This window comes from Nocardioides sp. Kera G14 (assembly GCF_020715565.1).
GTDB lineage: Bacteria > Actinomycetota > Actinomycetes > Propionibacteriales > Nocardioidaceae > Nocardioides.
The window spans coordinates 2113008-2129209 of sequence record NZ_CP085839.1; the positions used below are offsets into that span (position 1 = coordinate 2113008).

The following is a 16202-nucleotide window of genomic DNA, read 5'->3' on the forward strand; positions in this document are numbered from 1 at the left end:
TGAGGCTAGTACTTGAGCGCGCCCTTGCCCCATTGGACGGGCAGGTGCGAGGCCTTGGTCCCGGTCGGTGCGACACCGTAGCGGCGGAGCAGGAAGCTCATGATCCGGCCGAAGACCGGGCCGGCGTTGGTGCCTCCACCCTTGTTGCTCTTCGGGTCCTTGACGACGACGTACACGGTGAACCGGGGGTTGTCGGCCGGGGCGAAACCGGCGAAGGAGACGTCGAGGGTGCCGTCGTACGTCCCGTTCTTGCCGACCTCCTGCGCGGTGCCGGTCTTGCCGGCGACGCGATAGCCGGCGACCTGGGCGCCCGGCGCGGTGCCGGTGGCGGGGTCCGGGACGCGCTCCATCATCTGCATCATCTGGGTCGCGGCCTCCTGGCTGACGACCCGCTCCGTCGTGGCGTGGTCGGTGCCGACCGTCTGGCCGGCGTCGTTGGTCGCACTGCCCTTGACCAGCGACGGCGACACCCGTACGCCGCCGTTGGCGATCGTGTTGACGGCCGCGGCCATCTGCACGGCGTTGACGGAGACCGACTGGCCGAAGTCGACGCGGTCCTCGACCTGATCGGTCCACCCGGCGCCACTCGGCAGGATGCCCGGCGACTCACCCGAGAGGCCGAGGCCGGTGCGTTGGCCGAGGCCGAACTTCACGAGGTAGTTGCGCAGCTGGCCCTTCTCGAAGCTGTCGGAGGCCAGGACGGTGCCGATGTTGGACGACTGCGCGATCACGCCGGCGAGCGTCCAGTGCATCGTCGGGTGGTCGAACCAGTCGTGGATGACGCGGTCCTGGCGGTGCAGCTCGTTCGGAACCGTCAGCTTGGTCCGGTTGGTGACCTTGCCGGCGTCGATGAGGGCCGAGAGGGTGAGCACCTTCTCCACCGAGCCGGGCTCGTAGACGTCGGAGAGCGAGCGGGCGCCGAGGTCGGCCTTGGCTGTGCCCTGCGGGTTGTTGGCGTCGAAGGTCGGGTAGTCCGAGAGCGCGAGGATCTCGCCGGTGCGGGTGTCCATCGCGACCGCCACGGCCGAGGCCGCACCTGAGGCGGAGGCCGCCTGGGCGAGCACCTTGTCGGTGTACCACTGGGCATCGCGGTCGATCGTGGTCGTGATCGTCTGGCCGTTGACCGGCGCGACCGTGGAGCTCTCGCCGAGCGGGACGCGGCTGCCGCCGGCCACCTCGTAGGTCTCCTTGCCGTCCTTGCCGGCGAGCGTCTTCTCGAAGGAGCGCTCCATGCCGCCGAGCGACTCGTCAGTGCCGACGAAGCCGATGATGTTGGCCGCCAGGTCACCGCCCGGGTAGTCGCGGATCGGGTCGCGCCGCGTCGTGAGGCCCTTGAAGCCGAGGTCCGTCGCCTGCTGGACGGCCTCGGTCGCCTGGGTGGCCGGGATCCGGCGGGCGACGTACTCGAAGCGGGAGTCGGCGTTCTTGCCGCGCAGCGCCTTGAGCGCCGTGAAGTAGTCGATGTCGAGCTTGTTGGCGAGGAACTTCGCGAGCTGCGGTGCCTGCGCTCGGGTCATCTTGGGGTCCGCGACCACCATCAGGCCGTCGACGGAGTCGGCGAGCGGCTCCCCGTTGCGGTCGAGGATGTCGCCACGTTCAGCCGGCAGCACGACCTCCTGGAGGTCCGCCTGACGGGCGGCGGCGGCGTAGGCGTGCGGGTCGAAGCCCTGCAGCTGGATCAGGCGCGCGGCGAAGAACGACAGCACGATGGCGATCAGGACGAACCCGACCCGGAGCCGTACGTGCGGTGCCCCGCGTCCCTTCAGGGTCCCCCTCGTCGCCACCGGTTCAGTCTCCCCGAACTCGACGGTCGTTCATGGATGACTCGCCGCGCAGGGGCAGGTCAGTGGAAGACCGGCTTGCGGACCTGGACCCACAGCGGCGGCGTATAGGTGTTGTCGGCCGGCGCGGCCTCGCCGAGCACGTGGCCGGTGGTGACCTGGAGCATCGCGACGTTGGCCGGGATCACCATGCCGCGCTTCTCGGCCGCCTCTGCGACGTGCTGCGGGTCTCGGAGGGACTCGAGCTGCATCTCGAGGGTCTGCTGGCGGGCGGCCAAGGTGGTCGCCTGCTTCTCCAGTCGGGTCTGGGTGAAGGAGGCACCCTGCATCGAGGTGTTGAACATCAGCAGCGCCACGACGCCGCCGACGAGGATCAGGCTCACGAGCAGGACGAACGGGAGGCCGGACGTCTGGACCCGCCGGCGCGGGACGACCCGGAGCCGGGCACGCTCGAGGGCACCGGGCTCGAGCCAGGGGAGCCGGCGGGCGGAAGCAGCGGAGTTGGACATTCAGGCACCTCGGGACGGGGAAGAAGGGCTCGGAGAGGATGAGGACGCGGGGCGGACGCGTTCGATGGCGCGCAGTCGGACGGAGGCGGCGCGCGGGTTGTGGGAGTTCTCGGTGTCGTCGGCCTGCTCGGCGCCGCGGGTGACGAGCCGGAACTCCGGCTCCATCCCTTCGGGGATGAAGGGCATGTCGGGAGGTACGTCGAGTCGCGTCGCCTTGGTGAAGAACTGCTTCACCAGTCGGTCCTCGAGTGAGTGGTAGGACTCGACCACCACGCGCCCACCGACCCTGATCGCCTCGAGCGAGGCGGGGATGGCGCGACGCAGCACGCCGAGCTCGTCATTGACCTCCATGCGCAGCGCCTGGAAGGTCCGCTTGGCCGGGTGTCCGCCGGTCCGCCGGGCGGGCGCCGGGATCTCGACGTAGAGCAGCTCCACCAGGGGACCGCTCGTGGTCCACGGGACAGAGGCCCGCCGGGCGACGATGGCACGGGCGATCTTGGAGGCGAACTTCTCCTCGCCGTACTCCCGCAGGACGCGGGTGAGCTCGCGGGCGTCGTACGTGTTGAGGATGTCTGCGGCGGTCTTGCCGGTGGTGTCGTCCATCCGCATGTCGAGTGGGGCGTCCTCGGCGTACATGAAGCCGCGCTCGCGGACGTCGAGCTGCATCGAGGAGACGCCGAGGTCGAAGAGGAAGGCATCGGCTCCCGCGCGCGCACTCCGGCCCTGGCCGCTCAGCACGTCGGGGATCTCGTCGTAGGTGGCGTGGACGCCGACGAAGCGGTCACCGAATGGGGCGAGCCGCTCCCCCGCCATCGTGAGGGCGTGCACGTCGCGGTCGATGCCGATAACCGTGGCCGTGGGGATCCGGTCCAACACCGCCTCGGCGTGCCCGCCGAGACCGAGGGTGCAGTCGACCATCACCGCGCCGTCGTGCTCGAGGGCCGGGCGGAGCAGCTCGACGCAGCGGTCGAGGAGGACGGGCACGTGGCGGGGGTCGTCGCCCCCACGCGTGCGCACGCGGTCGTTCTCGCCCATCTCGACCCTGCCTGTGTTTCGTCCCTGAAAAATCGGCTGCGGCCCTTGTAGAGCCAGGTCTCATGCCCGCTCCCGGGGAAGTGCGTCAGCAACCGGGGAAGTGATCGCTGAGGCGGGAGAGCGGGTCTGAGACCTCGTCCTACAAAGGCCGCTGTTCTGTTGTGTCCTGCTAGCTCGGGGGCTGCTCGTCCAGCTCCGCGAACTTCGCCTGGGCCCCCGAGCTGTAGTCAGCCCACTTCTGCGGGTCCCAGATCTCGATCCGGTCCATGACGCCGATGACCACGACGTCCTTGTCCAGGCCGGCGTAGCTCCGCAGGAGCGGTGAGATGCCGATCCGGCCCTGCTTGTCGGGCGTCCCCTGCTCGGCACCGCCGAACAGGACACGGGCGTAGTCACGCGCCCCCCGATTGGTCAGCGGGGTCTGCTGCGCGCGCTTCGCCTCCTCCATGAAGACGTCCTCGGGCCACACGACCAGGCAGTTCTCCTGACCCTGCGTCACGACGACTCCTTCACTCAGGCGCTCCCTGAACTTCGCCGGGAGGAAGAGGCGTCCCTTGTCGTCGAGCTTCGGGGTGTAGGTGCCCATGAAGAACATCTCGGGGCACCTCCCTTCGGCTCCACCTCAGTGGCCTCGTCCTCCACTTTGCCCCACGCTACCCCACTTTCCTCCACCGTCAACCACTTCTCTCCCCTTTCGCGCCCTTTTTCGCGACCACTGCCGCAGCAGCCGCCGCGCCGGTAGCGTTCACGGCGTGACGGAACTCGACGACGCGCTTCGATCCAGCCGGTCCCTGGCGGACGTGGCGACGGTGTCCCAGCGCCTCCGGGCGAACATCGGCCATGTGATCGAGGGCAAACCGGACGTCGTGGAGGCAGCGCTCGTCGTCCTTCTCGCCGAGGGCCATCTGCTCCTCGAGGACGTGCCGGGCGTCGGCAAGACGCAGCTGGCCAAGGCGCTGGCGCGCTCCATCGACGGCACCGTGCGGCGGATCCAGTTCACGCCCGACCTGTTGCCCTCGGACGTCACCGGCGTCTCGATCTTCAACCAGGACACCCGCGAGTTCGAGTTCCGCCCGGGCGGCGTCTTCGCCAACGTGGTGATCGGCGACGAGATCAACCGGGCCTCGCCGAAGACCCAGTCGGCACTGCTCGAGTGCCTCGAGGAGCGCCAGGTGACCGTCGATGCGACGACGTACCACCTGGACTCGCCGTTCCTCGTGATCGCGACCCAGAACCCGATCGAGATGGAGGGCACCTACCCCCTCCCCGAGGCGCAGCGCGACCGCTTCATGGCCCGGGTCTCGATCGGCTATCCGGCCGTCGAGGCGGAGCTCGCGATGATCAACCGGCACGCGGCGAGCAACCCGCTCGATACGCTCACCCCCGTCACGGACGTGGCCGAGATCCGGGACCTGATCGCGTCGGTGGCGGCGCTCCACGTCTCCGAGGCGGTCCAGCGGTACGCCGTCCTCCTGACCTCCGCCACGCGGACCCATCCGGACCTGGCTCTCGGGGCCTCACCTCGCGCCACGCTCCACCTGGTGCGCGCAGCCAAGGCATCGGCCGCTCTCGCCGGGCGTGACTACGTCATCCCCGACGACATCGCCGACCGGGCCCGGATGGTGCTCAGCCACCGGCTGCTGCCGACCGTGCAGGCCTCGCTCGGCGGTCGCACGCCCGAGCAGGCACTCGAGCGGATCGTCGAGACCACCCCGGTCCCGCGGACCTAGGGCGCACCCTGATGTTGTCCTCGCTGACCGTGCGTGGCCGGGCACTCCTGGCCGGAGGCGTCGTCAGCGTGGTCGCGTCACCGCTCGCAGGCCAGCCGTTACTGCTCGCCGGCGGGCTGCTCGTCCTCGTGCTGGTGGCCCTGAGCCTTGCGGTGTCGGGGCGCCGGGCGGACGACACGACGGTCAGCCGGGTGCTCTCCAGCGGCGTGGTGCAGGCCGGGTCGCCCGTCGTCGTACGGGCGCAGCTGGGCGCCGACACGGCGGCAGCACTGCAGTGGGAGGAGCAGCTGCCCTGGTCGCTCGGGCCCCGCCCGCGGGTGGTGACGACCGGTCGCGAGTGGCACCACTTCGACTACCGGGTGGCGCCACCGACGCGGGGACGCTTTCCGCTCGGGCCGATGGAGGTGCGTCGTGGAGACCCGTTCGGCCTGGTGGAGCGCCGGTGGAGTGCCGGTGGGGAGACACCCCTCCTGGTGACCCCGGCGACCGTCACCCTGCCGGTGCTCGGGCTGGGTGGAGCGATGTCGGCGTCCGGCGAGCAGAGACCACGAGCCTTCGCGTCCGGGTCCGCCGAGGACGTCACGGTGCGCGACTACCGACGGGGCGACGACCTGCGCCGGGTGCACTGGCGTTCGACCGCCCGCGTGGGCGAGCTGATGGTCCGCCGCGAGGAGCAGCCGTGGCAGGCACGCGCGACGGTCTTCCTCGACAACCGTGCCGGCGCCCATCGCGGACCCGGCCCGGCCTCCTCCTTCGAGGCCGCCGTCAGCGCTGCAGCCTCGATCTGTGCCCACCTTGTGGGCCTCGGCTTCACCGTCCGGCTGGTCTCGGCCGCGCAGGTGGTGGTGCCGGCGGCCACGGTCAGCAGTCCCCTGCTGGAGGCGCTCGCCGAGATCGAGACCACGCCCGCCCGGGTCGTCGACCCCAGGGTCTTCGCCGAGCAGACGGCGCTCACGGTCGGCGTCGTGGGCGGGACCGGCCCGGAGGGACTCGAGCCGCTGCGGCGGGCGCGGGTGCAGTCCGGGATGGCGCTCGCCGTCGTGGTCAGCTCCGGCCAGTGGGGCCCCGAGCCGCCCTCCCACACGGCCGAGGCCGCCGCCCTGATCAGGCACGCCGGGTGGCGCACCGTGGAGTTCGGTCGGGCTGATGCGCTTGCGGAGGTCTGGGCGATGTTGGGGGTGGCCGGTCGTGCGTGATCTCGTTCGAGTGGCCGTGGCGACCGTCCTCGCCTGTGTCACTGCCTGGACCGCAGCCCTGTCGTGGCAGATCCTCACCATCGACGACGGCACCTGGATCGGCCCCTCCGTCTTCATCCTCGTGCTCGTCGCCGCCGTCGGCATCGGCATGCGGGCGGCCCGCGCCGGAGCGCTCCTGACCCTGCTCGTCCAGCTGCTGCTCGGACTGGCACTGATCTGCTGGGAGCTCACCCGGAGTCCCCTGCCGCTGGGCGGTCGCGCCGTCTATCTCGCCGACATGGTCCGGCACGCCATCGACCTCTCGACGCGTCTGCGTCCACCGGTGCCGGTCGAGGGCGGTGTGCAGCCGATCATGCTCGGCGGGGTGCTGCTCGCGATCCTCGTGATCGACTTCGTCGCCGTCGGGCTGCGGCGCCCCGCTCTGGCCGGGGCCGGACTGCTGGGCATCTGGTCGGTGATCTTCTGGAACGGTCCCGTCCACCTGTCGGCGTGGGCGGTGGCGCTTCCCACGGCGGGCTTCTGCGTGATGCTGCTCCAGCAGAACCACATGGCACTCAGCCGGTGGGGTCGCGGGTTCGGCCGGCCGTTCCTGACCACCGGCGCGACACTCGGCGCTGTCGCGGTGCTGGCGGCCGTCGTCGTACCGAAGGCGGTCCCGACGACGGATCTCCACCTGCTCAAGATCGGCCACGGCAGCGGAACGGGCTCCGGCCTGACGGTCGACAACCCGATGACGAGCATGCGCAAGGAGCTCATCCAGGGGCCGGACGACGACCTGCTGACCGTCACGACGAAGGACCCGCATCCCGAGTATCTTCGCGTCGCCGTCCTCACCAACTTCCGCAACGACCAGTGGACCCCCGGCGAGCGGAGCGTCCCCGCCACGAATGTGGCCGGTGAGGACCTGCCCCTCACGGGCGTCGGCAGCTCGGTCGGTCGGACGACGTACACCTATGACGTCACGGCGACGCGTGACTTCGACTCACGCTGGCTCCCCACCCAGTCGCCGATCACCGCCCTCCAGGTCGACGGCAACTGGCGCTACGACGTCAGCACCATGGACTTCCTGGCCGGAGACAAGGGTCTCACCACCAGCGGTAGGTCCTGGTCGATGAGCGGCGTCCAGTTGGACCTCACCTCCGACCTGATGTCGTCGGTGCTCACGAACAGCTGGGCCGGCGTGAAGTTCCAGGAGCTGCCCGACGACTTCCCCTCGAGCGTCGAGAACCTCGCGACCCAGGTCACCGCCGGCGCACAGACGCCGTTCGCCAAGGCCGTCACGCTGCAGAACTGGTTCCGCTCCACCGGCGGCTTCGTCTACGACACCTCCACCGACCTCGGCGACGGCACCGACGACCTCTCCGACTTCCTCTTCCGCTCCAAGGCCGGCTTCTGCCAGCAGTTCTCGGCGGCCATGGCGGCGATGGCGCGCTCGCTCGGCATCCCCGCGCGCGTCGCCGTCGGATTCCTGCGGCCGGAGCAGACCGGCGACGACACCTGGGTCTACTCCGCCCACGACCTGCACGCGTGGCCGGAGCTCTACTTCCAAGGGGCCGGCTGGGTGCGTTTCGAGCCGACGCCGTCCGTGCGCGCACCCGAGGTGCCGAGCTACACCGAGAAGGTCTCCGAGCAGGTCCCGGCGCCGTCCGTCCCCGCCTCCCCCACCGCTGAGCCCACGAAGACGCCCGCCGCCCCGCCGGCCGAGAAGCCGATCGACGAGACGCCGACCGCGACCACTCCGGCTGACTCGCATCGAACCCTGTTCGTGTCACTCGGGCTCGGGCTGCTCGTCATCCTGCTCCTCGTCCTTCCCGCCTCGCTCCGGCGGCTCCGCCGACGCCGCAGGCTCGCCCGCTCGACACCCGAGGACCTCTGGGCGGAGCTGCGTGACACGGCCGTCGACCTCGGTGCGGTCTGGCCCGAGGAGGCATCCGTACGCAGACAGGCCGCCGCCGTGCGCGTGTCCGGCGACGCGGGTCAGGCACTCGGGCGGCTCGTCACCGTGCTGGAGGAGTCGCGTTACGCCCCGCAGGCCGGCAGGGCGTCGGGCAGTGCCGAGCTCGAGGCCGTCCGGTCAGCACTGTGGGAGAACGCCGGCCCGCGCGCCAAGCGCAGGGCGCGCGCACTGCCGCCGTCGCTGTTCCGATAGTGGCCGGGGTCAGAAGTCGCGGCGGCGTTTCTCCCAGCGGAGCTCCATCCGCTGCATGAAGGTGCCGGAGCGCTTCTGGCGCTTGACCCGGCTGGTCCTGCCGCCGTCGAAGACGGTGAAGCCGTGACTGGCGTGGGGGGCAGTGTCATGCGCGAGGGGCAGCTTGGCGCGGAGGGCGGCCAGGCCGAACGTGGCGGCGCCGAGCATGACGACGAAGCCGAGCACACTGACGATCGGGAGCTGGGTAATCACGCCGGTCATCAGCAGGCCGATACCGACCACGAAGACGACGCCGGCGAGGATGGCGCGACGCTGCGCGGCACGACGGAGGTTGGTCCCACGGAGCGTGGAGGCGAACTTCGGGTCCTCCTGAAGGAGGGCGCGCTCCATCTGCTCGAGCAGTCGCAGCTCCTCTTCCGAGAGTGGCACCGATTCCTCCCACGGTCTTCAGCGGTGAACAGGGCCAGTGTAGGCAGGCCTCTGGGAAGACGGTAGGGAGATGGTCGATTTCCCGTCACACGGCGTCGCGGACCTCGGCGACGAACGGGTGGTGGGCGGTCAGGCCGAGGGCCTCCTCCACGACGGCGAGGAACCGGTCCGCGGCCGCCAGGAGCTCGTCGGCCTCGGTGGGGGTGACCGCGGTGACGGAGCCGGCTTCGGCCGCCGCCCGCTTGGCCGCGCCGGAGGAGAAGTAGGTGGCCCAGTCGGCCAGCTCGGGTGAGGTGTCGGAGAGCAGCACCCAAGCGTTGCGCTTGCGCCGGTTGACGGGACCCGGCTTGGCGCGGGCCGCCAGCCAGGCTGCCGCGGAGCGGAGTGCGGACATGTGGGCCGCGGCGAAGCGGCCCCCAGCGTCGTCCCTGTCGAGTGCCTCGGCGAGGGACTCGGCGGCGCGCTCGAGGTAGACGTGGGTCGTCGCAGGGAGGAAAGCCGGTGCGGTCATGTCTCCCAGTGAAGAGGGGACCACCGACATTTCCAGCGACGTCTACTCGAGCGGGTCCTCGATGTTCGCGTGGATGTAGGCCGACGTCGCCGGATGCCACAGCGGCACCATCAGGGCGACGAACATGACCATCAGCACGATGGTGCAGACCGAGAAGAGGGCCGGCTGCCCCACCCGGAAGCCGGCGAAGCTCGCCACCGCGGTGAAGAAGAGCAGCAGGGTGATGCCGATCCGTGCCCATTCGAAGCCGTTGCGCAGGAACACGGCCAGCACACAGACGAGCGTCGCCAGGACGACGTACTCCGTGATCCCGACCGGGATGAAGCGCGGTGGCGTGATGGAGCCGTCCTTCACCGCCTGCAGGCCACGCTGGGCGAGCACCTCCCGGACTGCAGGGTTGCCCTGGGCCCAGACGCGGATCAGGTCGTCGTGCCGGATGACGACCAGGGCGACGGTGATGCCGCCGGCGATCACCATGGCGATCACGAGGCGGAGCGCGATCACCAGCGAGCGCGGTGGCGCGTCGGGGTCGATCGCGTCGGTCGAGAGGGCGTTGTCGTTCAGCATGGCGGACCCACCCTAGCTCCGTCCCGGCTCGTCCATGATGCAGCTATGGAAACCCTCGCGCTGACCTTCTCGACCGGCTGGGCCAGCGGCATCAACGCCTACCTCGTCGTGCTCGTGCTCGGCATCGCCGACCGCGTCGGAGACCTGGACCGGATCCCGGACGTGCTCGGCTCCTGGCCGGTGCTGGCGGCTGCCGGCGGGATGTACGCGCTGGAGTTCGTGACCGACAAGATCCCGTACGTCGACTCGACCTGGGACGCCATCTCGACCGTCATCCGCCCGACCGTGGGTGCGGTCATCGGCGTGCTGCTCGCCGGTGAGGCCGACTCGCTCAACGAGGCTGTCGGGGGTGTGACCGGCGGGCTGACCGCCTTCCTCGCCCATCTGGCGAAGTCCGGCGGGCGGCTGGCGATCAACGCCTCACCCGAGCCGTTCAGCAACATCGGCGCCAGTCTCACCGAGGACCTGTCGGTGCTGGGTGTCGGGCTGCTCGCACTGCAGCATCCGCAGATCGCGGCGTCGATCGCCGCCGTGCTGCTGATCCTCGGCCTGCTGTTGGCCTACGTCCTGGGCAGCATGGTCCGGCGCGGATGGCGTCGCTGGAAGAGGAGGCCTGTCTGAGTAGGGTTGCCGCCCGTGGCACGGGTGGTGGTGGTCGGCGGCGGCTTCGGCGGTCTCGCCTCGGCCGCGCGCCTGGCCAAGCTCGGTCACGAGGTCACGGTCGTCTCCCCTGATCTCGGCGGCGCCCTGGTGCCCTTCGAGGACGCCGAGTCGCCGGGGTTCTCGTGGGACGTCGCCTCCTCGACCCTGCTGCCCGCCGTCACGCGCGACCTCTTCCGCAAGTCGGGCCGCCCGCTGGAGCGTGAGCTGGAGCTCGAACACGTCGAGGTGGTCCGCGAGCACCACTGGCGCGACGGCACGGTGCTGCGGGTCCGCGGTGCCTCGCGGGCGGCCCAGCTCGAGGAGCTCGGTCAGGCGTGGGTGCACCACGTCGAGTCGTACGCCGACGTCTGGGAGCTCACCCGACAGCACCTCTTCGAATCCCGTTCGGCCGAGCTGCCGCGCGAGGTCGACCGCATGCTGCGTTCACGCGAGATGCTGCGCAGCCGGCTGCGCGGCGACTTCCGCGACAAGCGCCTGCGCGAGGTGGCCGCACTCCCCTTCGAGGTGGCCGGCCACAACGTGCGGGACGTGCCGGCGTGGGCCGGCCTCACCGCCTACCTCGAGCAGCGGTTCGGCGCCTGGCGACCGGTCGGCGGGATGGCCGCGCTGCGCGAGGTGCTCATCGACCGGCTCGAGACCCGCCGCGTCTCGGTCGTGAGTGCGATGGCGACCGATGTCGTGGTCGAGGGTGGCCGGGCCGTCGGCGTACGGACGACGGAGGGGGACGTCGACGCGGACGTCGTCGTCGTGGCGATCGATCCCCGGTCGCTTCCCGCCCTGGAGCCGCTGACCACGTCCACGATGCCGGTGATGCCGCCGACCATCGTCCACCTCGGCCTCGTCGGCGACCTGCCCGAGATCACGACCGACGTCGTGCTGCACGGTGAGCCGCTCGTGGTCGTGCGGCCCGGAGGCCGAGCCCCCGACGGAGCCACGGCCTGGACGCTCCTGGTCCGCGGCCAGATCCTCGAGGACATCGACCTCGTGCTGTGGCGCCACGGGATCAAGATCAAGCCGGAACAGATCGTCGCCGAGCACCGCCGCTCCCCCGCCCAACTCGTCGGTCAGTGGCACGGCTCGCCGAGTGGTGTGGTCTGGGGCGGACGCACGACGACCTTCCAGCGCGTCGGCCCCAGGACGCCGATCCCGAACGTGTACGCCGCCGGCGCCGCGTCGGTCAGCGGTGACGGCCTGCCCTTCGTGGGGCTCTCCGCCGCCCTCGTCGCAGCCGCGATCGGCGCGGCCTGAGATCAGACTGGCGCGGAGATCTTGAGCTGCTCGAAGATCTCGAGCGTCGCCTTGGAGCGGTTGAGCGTGTAGAAGTGCAGGCCCGGGGCGCCGCCGGCCAGGAGCTCCTCGCAGAGCTCGGCGGCGAGCGCGATGCCCTCGGCACGGACGGCGGCGGGGTCGTCGGACTTCGCCTCGATCCGGGCGACGATCTCGTCGGGCACGGACGTGCCGATCAGCTCGCCCTGGCGGCGGATGGCGGCGAGGTTCAGGATCGGCATGATGCCCGGGAGGATCGGGATGTCGACGCCGCGGGCGCGGATCCGCTCGACGAGGCCGAAGTAGTCCGAGGCCCGGAAGAACATCTGGGTGACGGCGAACTCGGCGCCCGCCCTGGCCTTCGCGACGAGCACGTCTGCGTCGTGGTCGAGCGACTCGGCGGTGGGGTGACCCTCGGGGAAGGCGGCGACACCGACCCGGAAGTCACCGCGACGGTGGGCGAGGTCGACCAGCTCGATGGCGTGGGTGAAGCCACCCTCGGTCGGGGTCCACTCGGCGCGCGGGCCCTCGGCAGGGTCTCCACGGAGCACCATCACGTGGTGGACGCCCTCGCTCGCGTAGGTGTCGAGGATGCCGACCAGCTCGTCCTGGGTGTGACCGACGCAGGTCAAGTGCGCGACGGGAAGGAGCGAGGTCTCGCGGGCGATCCGTCCGGTGATGCCGACCGTCTTGTCACGGGTGGCCCCGCCGGCGCCGTACGTCACGGAGACGAACGTGGGGCGATAGGACTCGAGCGCGCGGATGGCGTCCCAGAGCTGCGCCTCGCCCGCCTCGTCCTTCGGCGGGAAGAACTCGAAGGAGAACGAGCGGTCGCCTGCCGCGATCCGCTCGGCCAGTGACTGTCCTCGACCCGTCGTCATGCCGGTCAGTGTAGGGAGCCTAGGCTCCGGACGTGACTTCATCGGACACGGCGTGGGACGACGACGCCTTCCGCGCGCGGGTCCAGGCCGAGCTCGACACGTTCCTCGGCCGCCAGGTCCCGCTGCTCGCTCCGCTGGGTGATGACGCCACACGCCTCCTCGAGCAGGCACGGGTGAGTGTCGCCGGCGGCAAGCGGTTCCGTGCCGCCTTCTGTTACTGGGGTTTCCGCGCACTCGGCTTCCCTCCGGACGAGGCCGCGCTGGTGCGTGCCTGTGCCTCGCTCGAGCTGTTGCATGCCTCCGCGCTCGTCCATGACGACTACATGGACGGGTCCGACACGCGTCGCGGGCGGCCGTCGACACACGTCCATTTCGCCGCGGAGCATGCCTCCGCCGGCTGGAGCGGTCCGGCGACGACGTACGGCGCCGCGGCGGCCATCCTGCTGGGCGACCTGCTCCTCTCCTGGGCCGACGAGCTGCTGCGCCGCTCCGGTTTCGGGTGGGACGTGCTCGGCCCGGCGATGGAGGTCTTCGACGCCTGCCGCACCGAGGTGATCGCCGGTCAGTTCCTCGACGTGTCGGTGCAGGCGCGTGCCTCGGCGGACGTCGAGACCGCGATGACGGTGCTGCGCTACAAGTCGGCGAAGTACTCGATCGAACGGCCGCTGCACCTCGGCGCCGCACTGGCCGGCGCCTCCGCTGCCCACCTCTCGGCGCATACCGAGTTCGGACTACCGCTGGGCGAGGCGTTCCAGCTGCGTGATGACGTGCTCGGCGTCTTCGGCGACCCGGACGTGACGGGCAAGCCGGCTGGGGACGACCTGGTCGAGGGCAAGCGGACGGTGCTCGTCGCCGAGGCACTGGCCCGGGCCTCCGCCGCCGACGCTGCACTGCTCGACCGCTCGCTCGGCTCGGCTCTCGCCGAGGCTGAGGTGGAGCGGCTTCGCGGGATCATCTCCTCGTCCGGTGCCCTCGACGCGGTCGAGGCGCGAATCAGCGCGCTGACCGATCAGGCGCTCACCGCGCTGCGCTCGTCGGACTTCGAGCCCGACGCGATCGAGGTGCTCACCGCCCTCGCCGACGCCGCCACCCAGCGCTCCGTCTGAGCCGCTCGCGCGTTCAGCTCACAGAGCCATGGCCTGCGCGCGCCGCTTCGTCTCGGCGCCGCGGTTCTCGCGCAGGGCGTCGATCGGCCGGCCGGGCAGGTCGGGCTGTTCGAGGAAGAGCCACGCGATGATCTCGCGGTCGTCGTAGCGACCGTCGTGCAGCATGGTGATCAGGCCCGAGAGGCCCTTGACGATCTCGCCGTTCTGGAAGAAGAGCGCCGGGATGCGGACGCCCTTGCCGCCGGTGACGGGCACGGCCTGAGCGAGCTGGTGCTCGCGGACGAGCGTGCGGACGCTGCCGACGGTCACGCCGAGGAGGTCGGCAGCCTCCGACCACTCGAGCCAGTCCTCGACCAGGGCGGAGAGGTCGTGCTCGGCGAGTGGCAGGGGGCGCGGCGCGCCGTCGGTGTCGCTCATGGCCCGAATCGTACGATGCTCGCTATGCAACAGCCCGACAGTGATCCACTGCTGGGCCGCATCCTCGAGGGCCGCTACCTCCTCACCGCGCGTATCGCGCGCGGCGGCATGGCCGGGGTCTACGAGGCCCACGACCGCCGCCTCGACCGGATCGTCGCGGTCAAGGTCATGCACTCCGGCCTGGGCGACGACAAGGCGTATGCCGCGCGCTTCGTCCGCGAGGCCCGGGCAGCCGCCCGGCTCGATCACCCCAACGTGGTGCAGGTCTTCGACCAGGGGGACGACCACGGCACCCTCTTCCTCGTCATGGAACTGGTTCGCGGGACGACGCTGCGCGACCGCATGACGCCCGGCCAGCCCGCACTCCCGGGGCGGGCCGTCGCGCTGATGGAGCCGGTGCTCGCCGCCCTCGGTGCCGCCCACAAGGCCGACCTCATCCATCGCGACGTCAAGCCTGAGAACGTCCTGCTCGCCGAGGACGGTCGCGTGAAGGTGGCCGACTTCGGCCTGGCGCGTGCCGTCACCGCCGCCACCCAGCACACGTCGACCGGGGTCCTGATCGGGACCGTCTCCTACATCGCACCCGAGATCGTCACCGACGGCCGCGCCGACAAGCGCAGCGACGTCTACTCGGCCGGCGTGATGCTCTACGAGCTCCTCACCGGCCGGAAGCCGCACGAAGGCGAGTCGCCGATCCAGGTGGCCTACAAGCACGTCCACGAGGACGTGCCGCCACCCTCGGCGCTCGTCCCCTCCCTCCCCCCGTACGTCGACGCGCTGGTCGCCCGCGCCACCGCCCGCGATCCGGATCTCCGACCGACCGACGCGGGCGTGATGCTCCGCCATCTCCAGCGCGTCTCCCAGGCGCTCGCCGCCGGTGTCACGGAGGACGTCGAGCTGACCACGGACCTGGCCCCACCACGTCGGCCGGTGCACGAGGCCACCGCCGTGGAGGCGTTGCCTGACGCCGAGGCGACGGCGGTCCGACCGCGCAGCCGAGGCACCGTCGAGGTCAGCCGGCCCACGCCGGTGCCGGTCGCCGCCCCGCCCGAGGAGCCCCGCAAGCGTCGCCGCGGCCCGTTCGCCGTACTCCTCGCCGTGCTCCTCGTCGCCGTCGTGGGTGGTGGTGCCTGGTGGTTCGGCTTCGCGCGGTACACGACCACCCCCGGCGTGCTCGGCCTCTCGCAGAGCGCCGCGGTCGCCAGGCTGGAGAAGGCAGGTCTCAAGGTCGAGGTCGCTGCGCCTGACTGGTCCAACGCCACCGCGGCAGGGCTCGTGATGCGCACCGACCCAGGCGGTGGTGATCGCGTGCTGGACCACGGCACCGTGACGATCACCTTGTCCAAGGGCCCGGAGGTCTACAAGCTTCCCGACCTCGCCGGGAAGACACTCGACGAGGCCCAGGACGCCATCACCGGCCTCGAGATGAGCTTCGGCAAGGCCGTCGACACGTGGTCGGAGACGGTCCCCAGCGGCCAGGTGATCCGCACGGATCCGAAGGCCGGCACCGAACTGCCGCCCGGCAGCAACGTCGATGTCTGGGTGAGCAGGGGCCGCCAGCCGATCACCGTGACGAGCTGGGTCGGCAAGGATGCCGACCAGGCCAAGAAGGCACTGACGAAGGCCGGGCTCAAGGTCGACACGACGAGCCGCTACGACGACTCCGTCGCCAAGGGCCTCGTGATGACGCAGAGTCCCGACACCGGCACGCTCTACAAGGGCGACACAGTGTCGCTGCTGGTCTCCAAGGGCCCCGAGCTCGTCGAGGTGCCTCACGGCCTGCGCGCCATGGGCGTCAAGGACGCCACCGAGAAGCTCGAGGCCCTGGGCTTCAAGGTCGTGACCCAGCAGAGCGACCACTACCTCGGACTCGGCTATGTCTGGGACTGGACGCCCAACGCCGGCGAGAAGATCCCGAAGGGCTCGACGATCACGCTCTACCTCGTCTGAGCCGATAATCTG

General features: G+C 70.8%; 16 protein-coding genes. 7 read left to right on the forward strand and 9 right to left on the reverse strand.

What is annotated here, in order from left to right:
- Nucleotides 1-5: 5 nt before the first annotated feature.
- The 4 genes from LH076_RS10410 to mraZ form a co-directional block, all read right to left on the reverse strand.
- Nucleotides 6-1784 carry a peptidoglycan D,D-transpeptidase FtsI family protein gene (locus tag LH076_RS10410; protein WP_227780630.1) on the reverse strand — a complete coding sequence of 593 codons (1779 nt, stop codon included), beginning with the start codon at nt 1782-1784 and terminating at the stop codon, nt 6-8.
- Nucleotides 1785-1843: 59 nt separating this feature from the next.
- A complete protein-coding gene (locus tag LH076_RS10415; protein WP_227780631.1) occupies nt 1844-2290 on the reverse strand; it encodes a hypothetical protein in 447 nt (148 codons plus the stop codon).
- On the reverse strand, nt 2291-3325 hold the full coding sequence (gene rsmH, locus LH076_RS10420) for a 16S rRNA (cytosine(1402)-N(4))-methyltransferase RsmH (protein ID WP_227780633.1): 1035 nt from the start codon (nt 3323-3325) through the stop codon (nt 2291-2293). It abuts the gene before it with no gap.
- A gap of 169 nt (nt 3326-3494) precedes the next feature.
- On the reverse strand, nt 3495-3920 hold the full coding sequence (gene mraZ, locus LH076_RS10425; protein WP_227780634.1) for a division/cell wall cluster transcriptional repressor MraZ: 426 nt from the start codon (nt 3918-3920) through the stop codon (nt 3495-3497).
- Between the two features lie 157 nt (nt 3921-4077).
- Between mraZ and LH076_RS10430 the strand changes: the two genes are divergently transcribed.
- The 3 genes from LH076_RS10430 to LH076_RS10440 are packed head-to-tail and all read left to right on the forward strand — an operon-like array spanning nt 4078 to nt 8400.
- On the forward strand, nt 4078-5055 hold the full coding sequence (locus LH076_RS10430) for an AAA family ATPase (RefSeq protein ID WP_227780635.1): 978 nt from the start codon (nt 4078-4080) through the stop codon (nt 5053-5055).
- A gap of 11 nt (nt 5056-5066) precedes the next feature.
- Complete coding sequence (locus LH076_RS10435) at nt 5067-6251, forward strand: DUF58 domain-containing protein (RefSeq protein WP_227780636.1); 1185 nt, start codon at nt 5067-5069, stop codon at nt 6249-6251.
- Nucleotides 6244-8400, forward strand: a complete 2157-nt coding sequence (locus LH076_RS10440; protein WP_227780637.1) for a transglutaminaseTgpA domain-containing protein — start codon at nt 6244-6246, stop codon at nt 8398-8400. Before LH076_RS10435 ends, LH076_RS10440 begins: the two co-directional genes overlap by 8 nt.
- A gap of 9 nt (nt 8401-8409) precedes the next feature.
- Here LH076_RS10440 and LH076_RS10445 read toward each other — a convergent pair whose 3' ends face one another.
- The 3 genes from LH076_RS10445 to LH076_RS10455 all read right to left on the reverse strand — a co-directional run bounded on the left by LH076_RS10445 (nt 8410) and on the right by LH076_RS10455 (nt 9907).
- Nucleotides 8410-8829 (reverse strand): DUF3040 domain-containing protein, encoded by a 420-nt coding sequence (locus LH076_RS10445; RefSeq protein ID WP_227780638.1) that lies wholly within the window; start codon nt 8827-8829, stop codon nt 8410-8412.
- Nucleotides 8830-8914: 85 nt separating this feature from the next.
- Nucleotides 8915-9340, reverse strand: coding sequence for an SAV_6107 family HEPN domain-containing protein (locus LH076_RS10450; protein ID WP_265333813.1), 426 nt, complete (start codon nt 9338-9340; stop codon nt 8915-8917).
- Between the two features lie 42 nt (nt 9341-9382).
- The gene (locus LH076_RS10455) at nt 9383-9907 is read right to left on the reverse strand and encodes a hypothetical protein (protein ID WP_227780639.1); all 525 of its coding nucleotides are present in this window, start codon (nt 9905-9907) and stop codon (nt 9383-9385) included.
- A gap of 45 nt (nt 9908-9952) precedes the next feature.
- On the opposite strand from LH076_RS10455, the gene LH076_RS10460 reads away from it, so the two are divergent.
- Nucleotides 9953-10528, forward strand: a complete 576-nt coding sequence (locus tag LH076_RS10460; RefSeq protein WP_227780640.1) for a DUF4126 domain-containing protein — start codon at nt 9953-9955, stop codon at nt 10526-10528.
- 15 nt (nt 10529-10543) lie between these two features.
- On the forward strand, nt 10544-11818 hold the full coding sequence (locus tag LH076_RS10465; RefSeq protein ID WP_227780641.1) for a phytoene desaturase family protein: 1275 nt from the start codon (nt 10544-10546) through the stop codon (nt 11816-11818).
- A 2-nt stretch (nt 11819-11820) separates the two neighbouring features.
- On the opposite strand, the gene metF is transcribed toward LH076_RS10465, so the two are convergent.
- A complete protein-coding gene (gene metF / locus LH076_RS10470; protein ID WP_227780642.1) occupies nt 11821-12717 on the reverse strand; it encodes a methylenetetrahydrofolate reductase [NAD(P)H] in 897 nt (298 codons plus the stop codon).
- Between the two features lie 32 nt (nt 12718-12749).
- On the opposite strand from metF, the gene LH076_RS10475 reads away from it, so the two are divergent.
- Nucleotides 12750-13823 (forward strand): polyprenyl synthetase family protein, encoded by a 1074-nt coding sequence (locus LH076_RS10475; RefSeq protein WP_227780643.1) that lies wholly within the window; start codon nt 12750-12752, stop codon nt 13821-13823.
- An 18-nt stretch (nt 13824-13841) separates the two neighbouring features.
- On the opposite strand, the gene LH076_RS10480 is transcribed toward LH076_RS10475, so the two are convergent.
- Nucleotides 13842-14240: an Rv2175c family DNA-binding protein gene (locus LH076_RS10480; protein ID WP_227780644.1), complete on the reverse strand. Its 399-nt coding sequence runs from the start codon at nt 14238-14240 to the stop codon at nt 13842-13844.
- Between the two features lie 24 nt (nt 14241-14264).
- On the opposite strand from LH076_RS10480, the gene pknB reads away from it, so the two are divergent.
- On the forward strand, nt 14265-16190 hold the full coding sequence (pknB, locus tag LH076_RS10485) for a Stk1 family PASTA domain-containing Ser/Thr kinase (RefSeq protein ID WP_227780646.1): 1926 nt from the start codon (nt 14265-14267) through the stop codon (nt 16188-16190).
- Nucleotides 16191-16202: the final 12 nt, after the last annotated feature.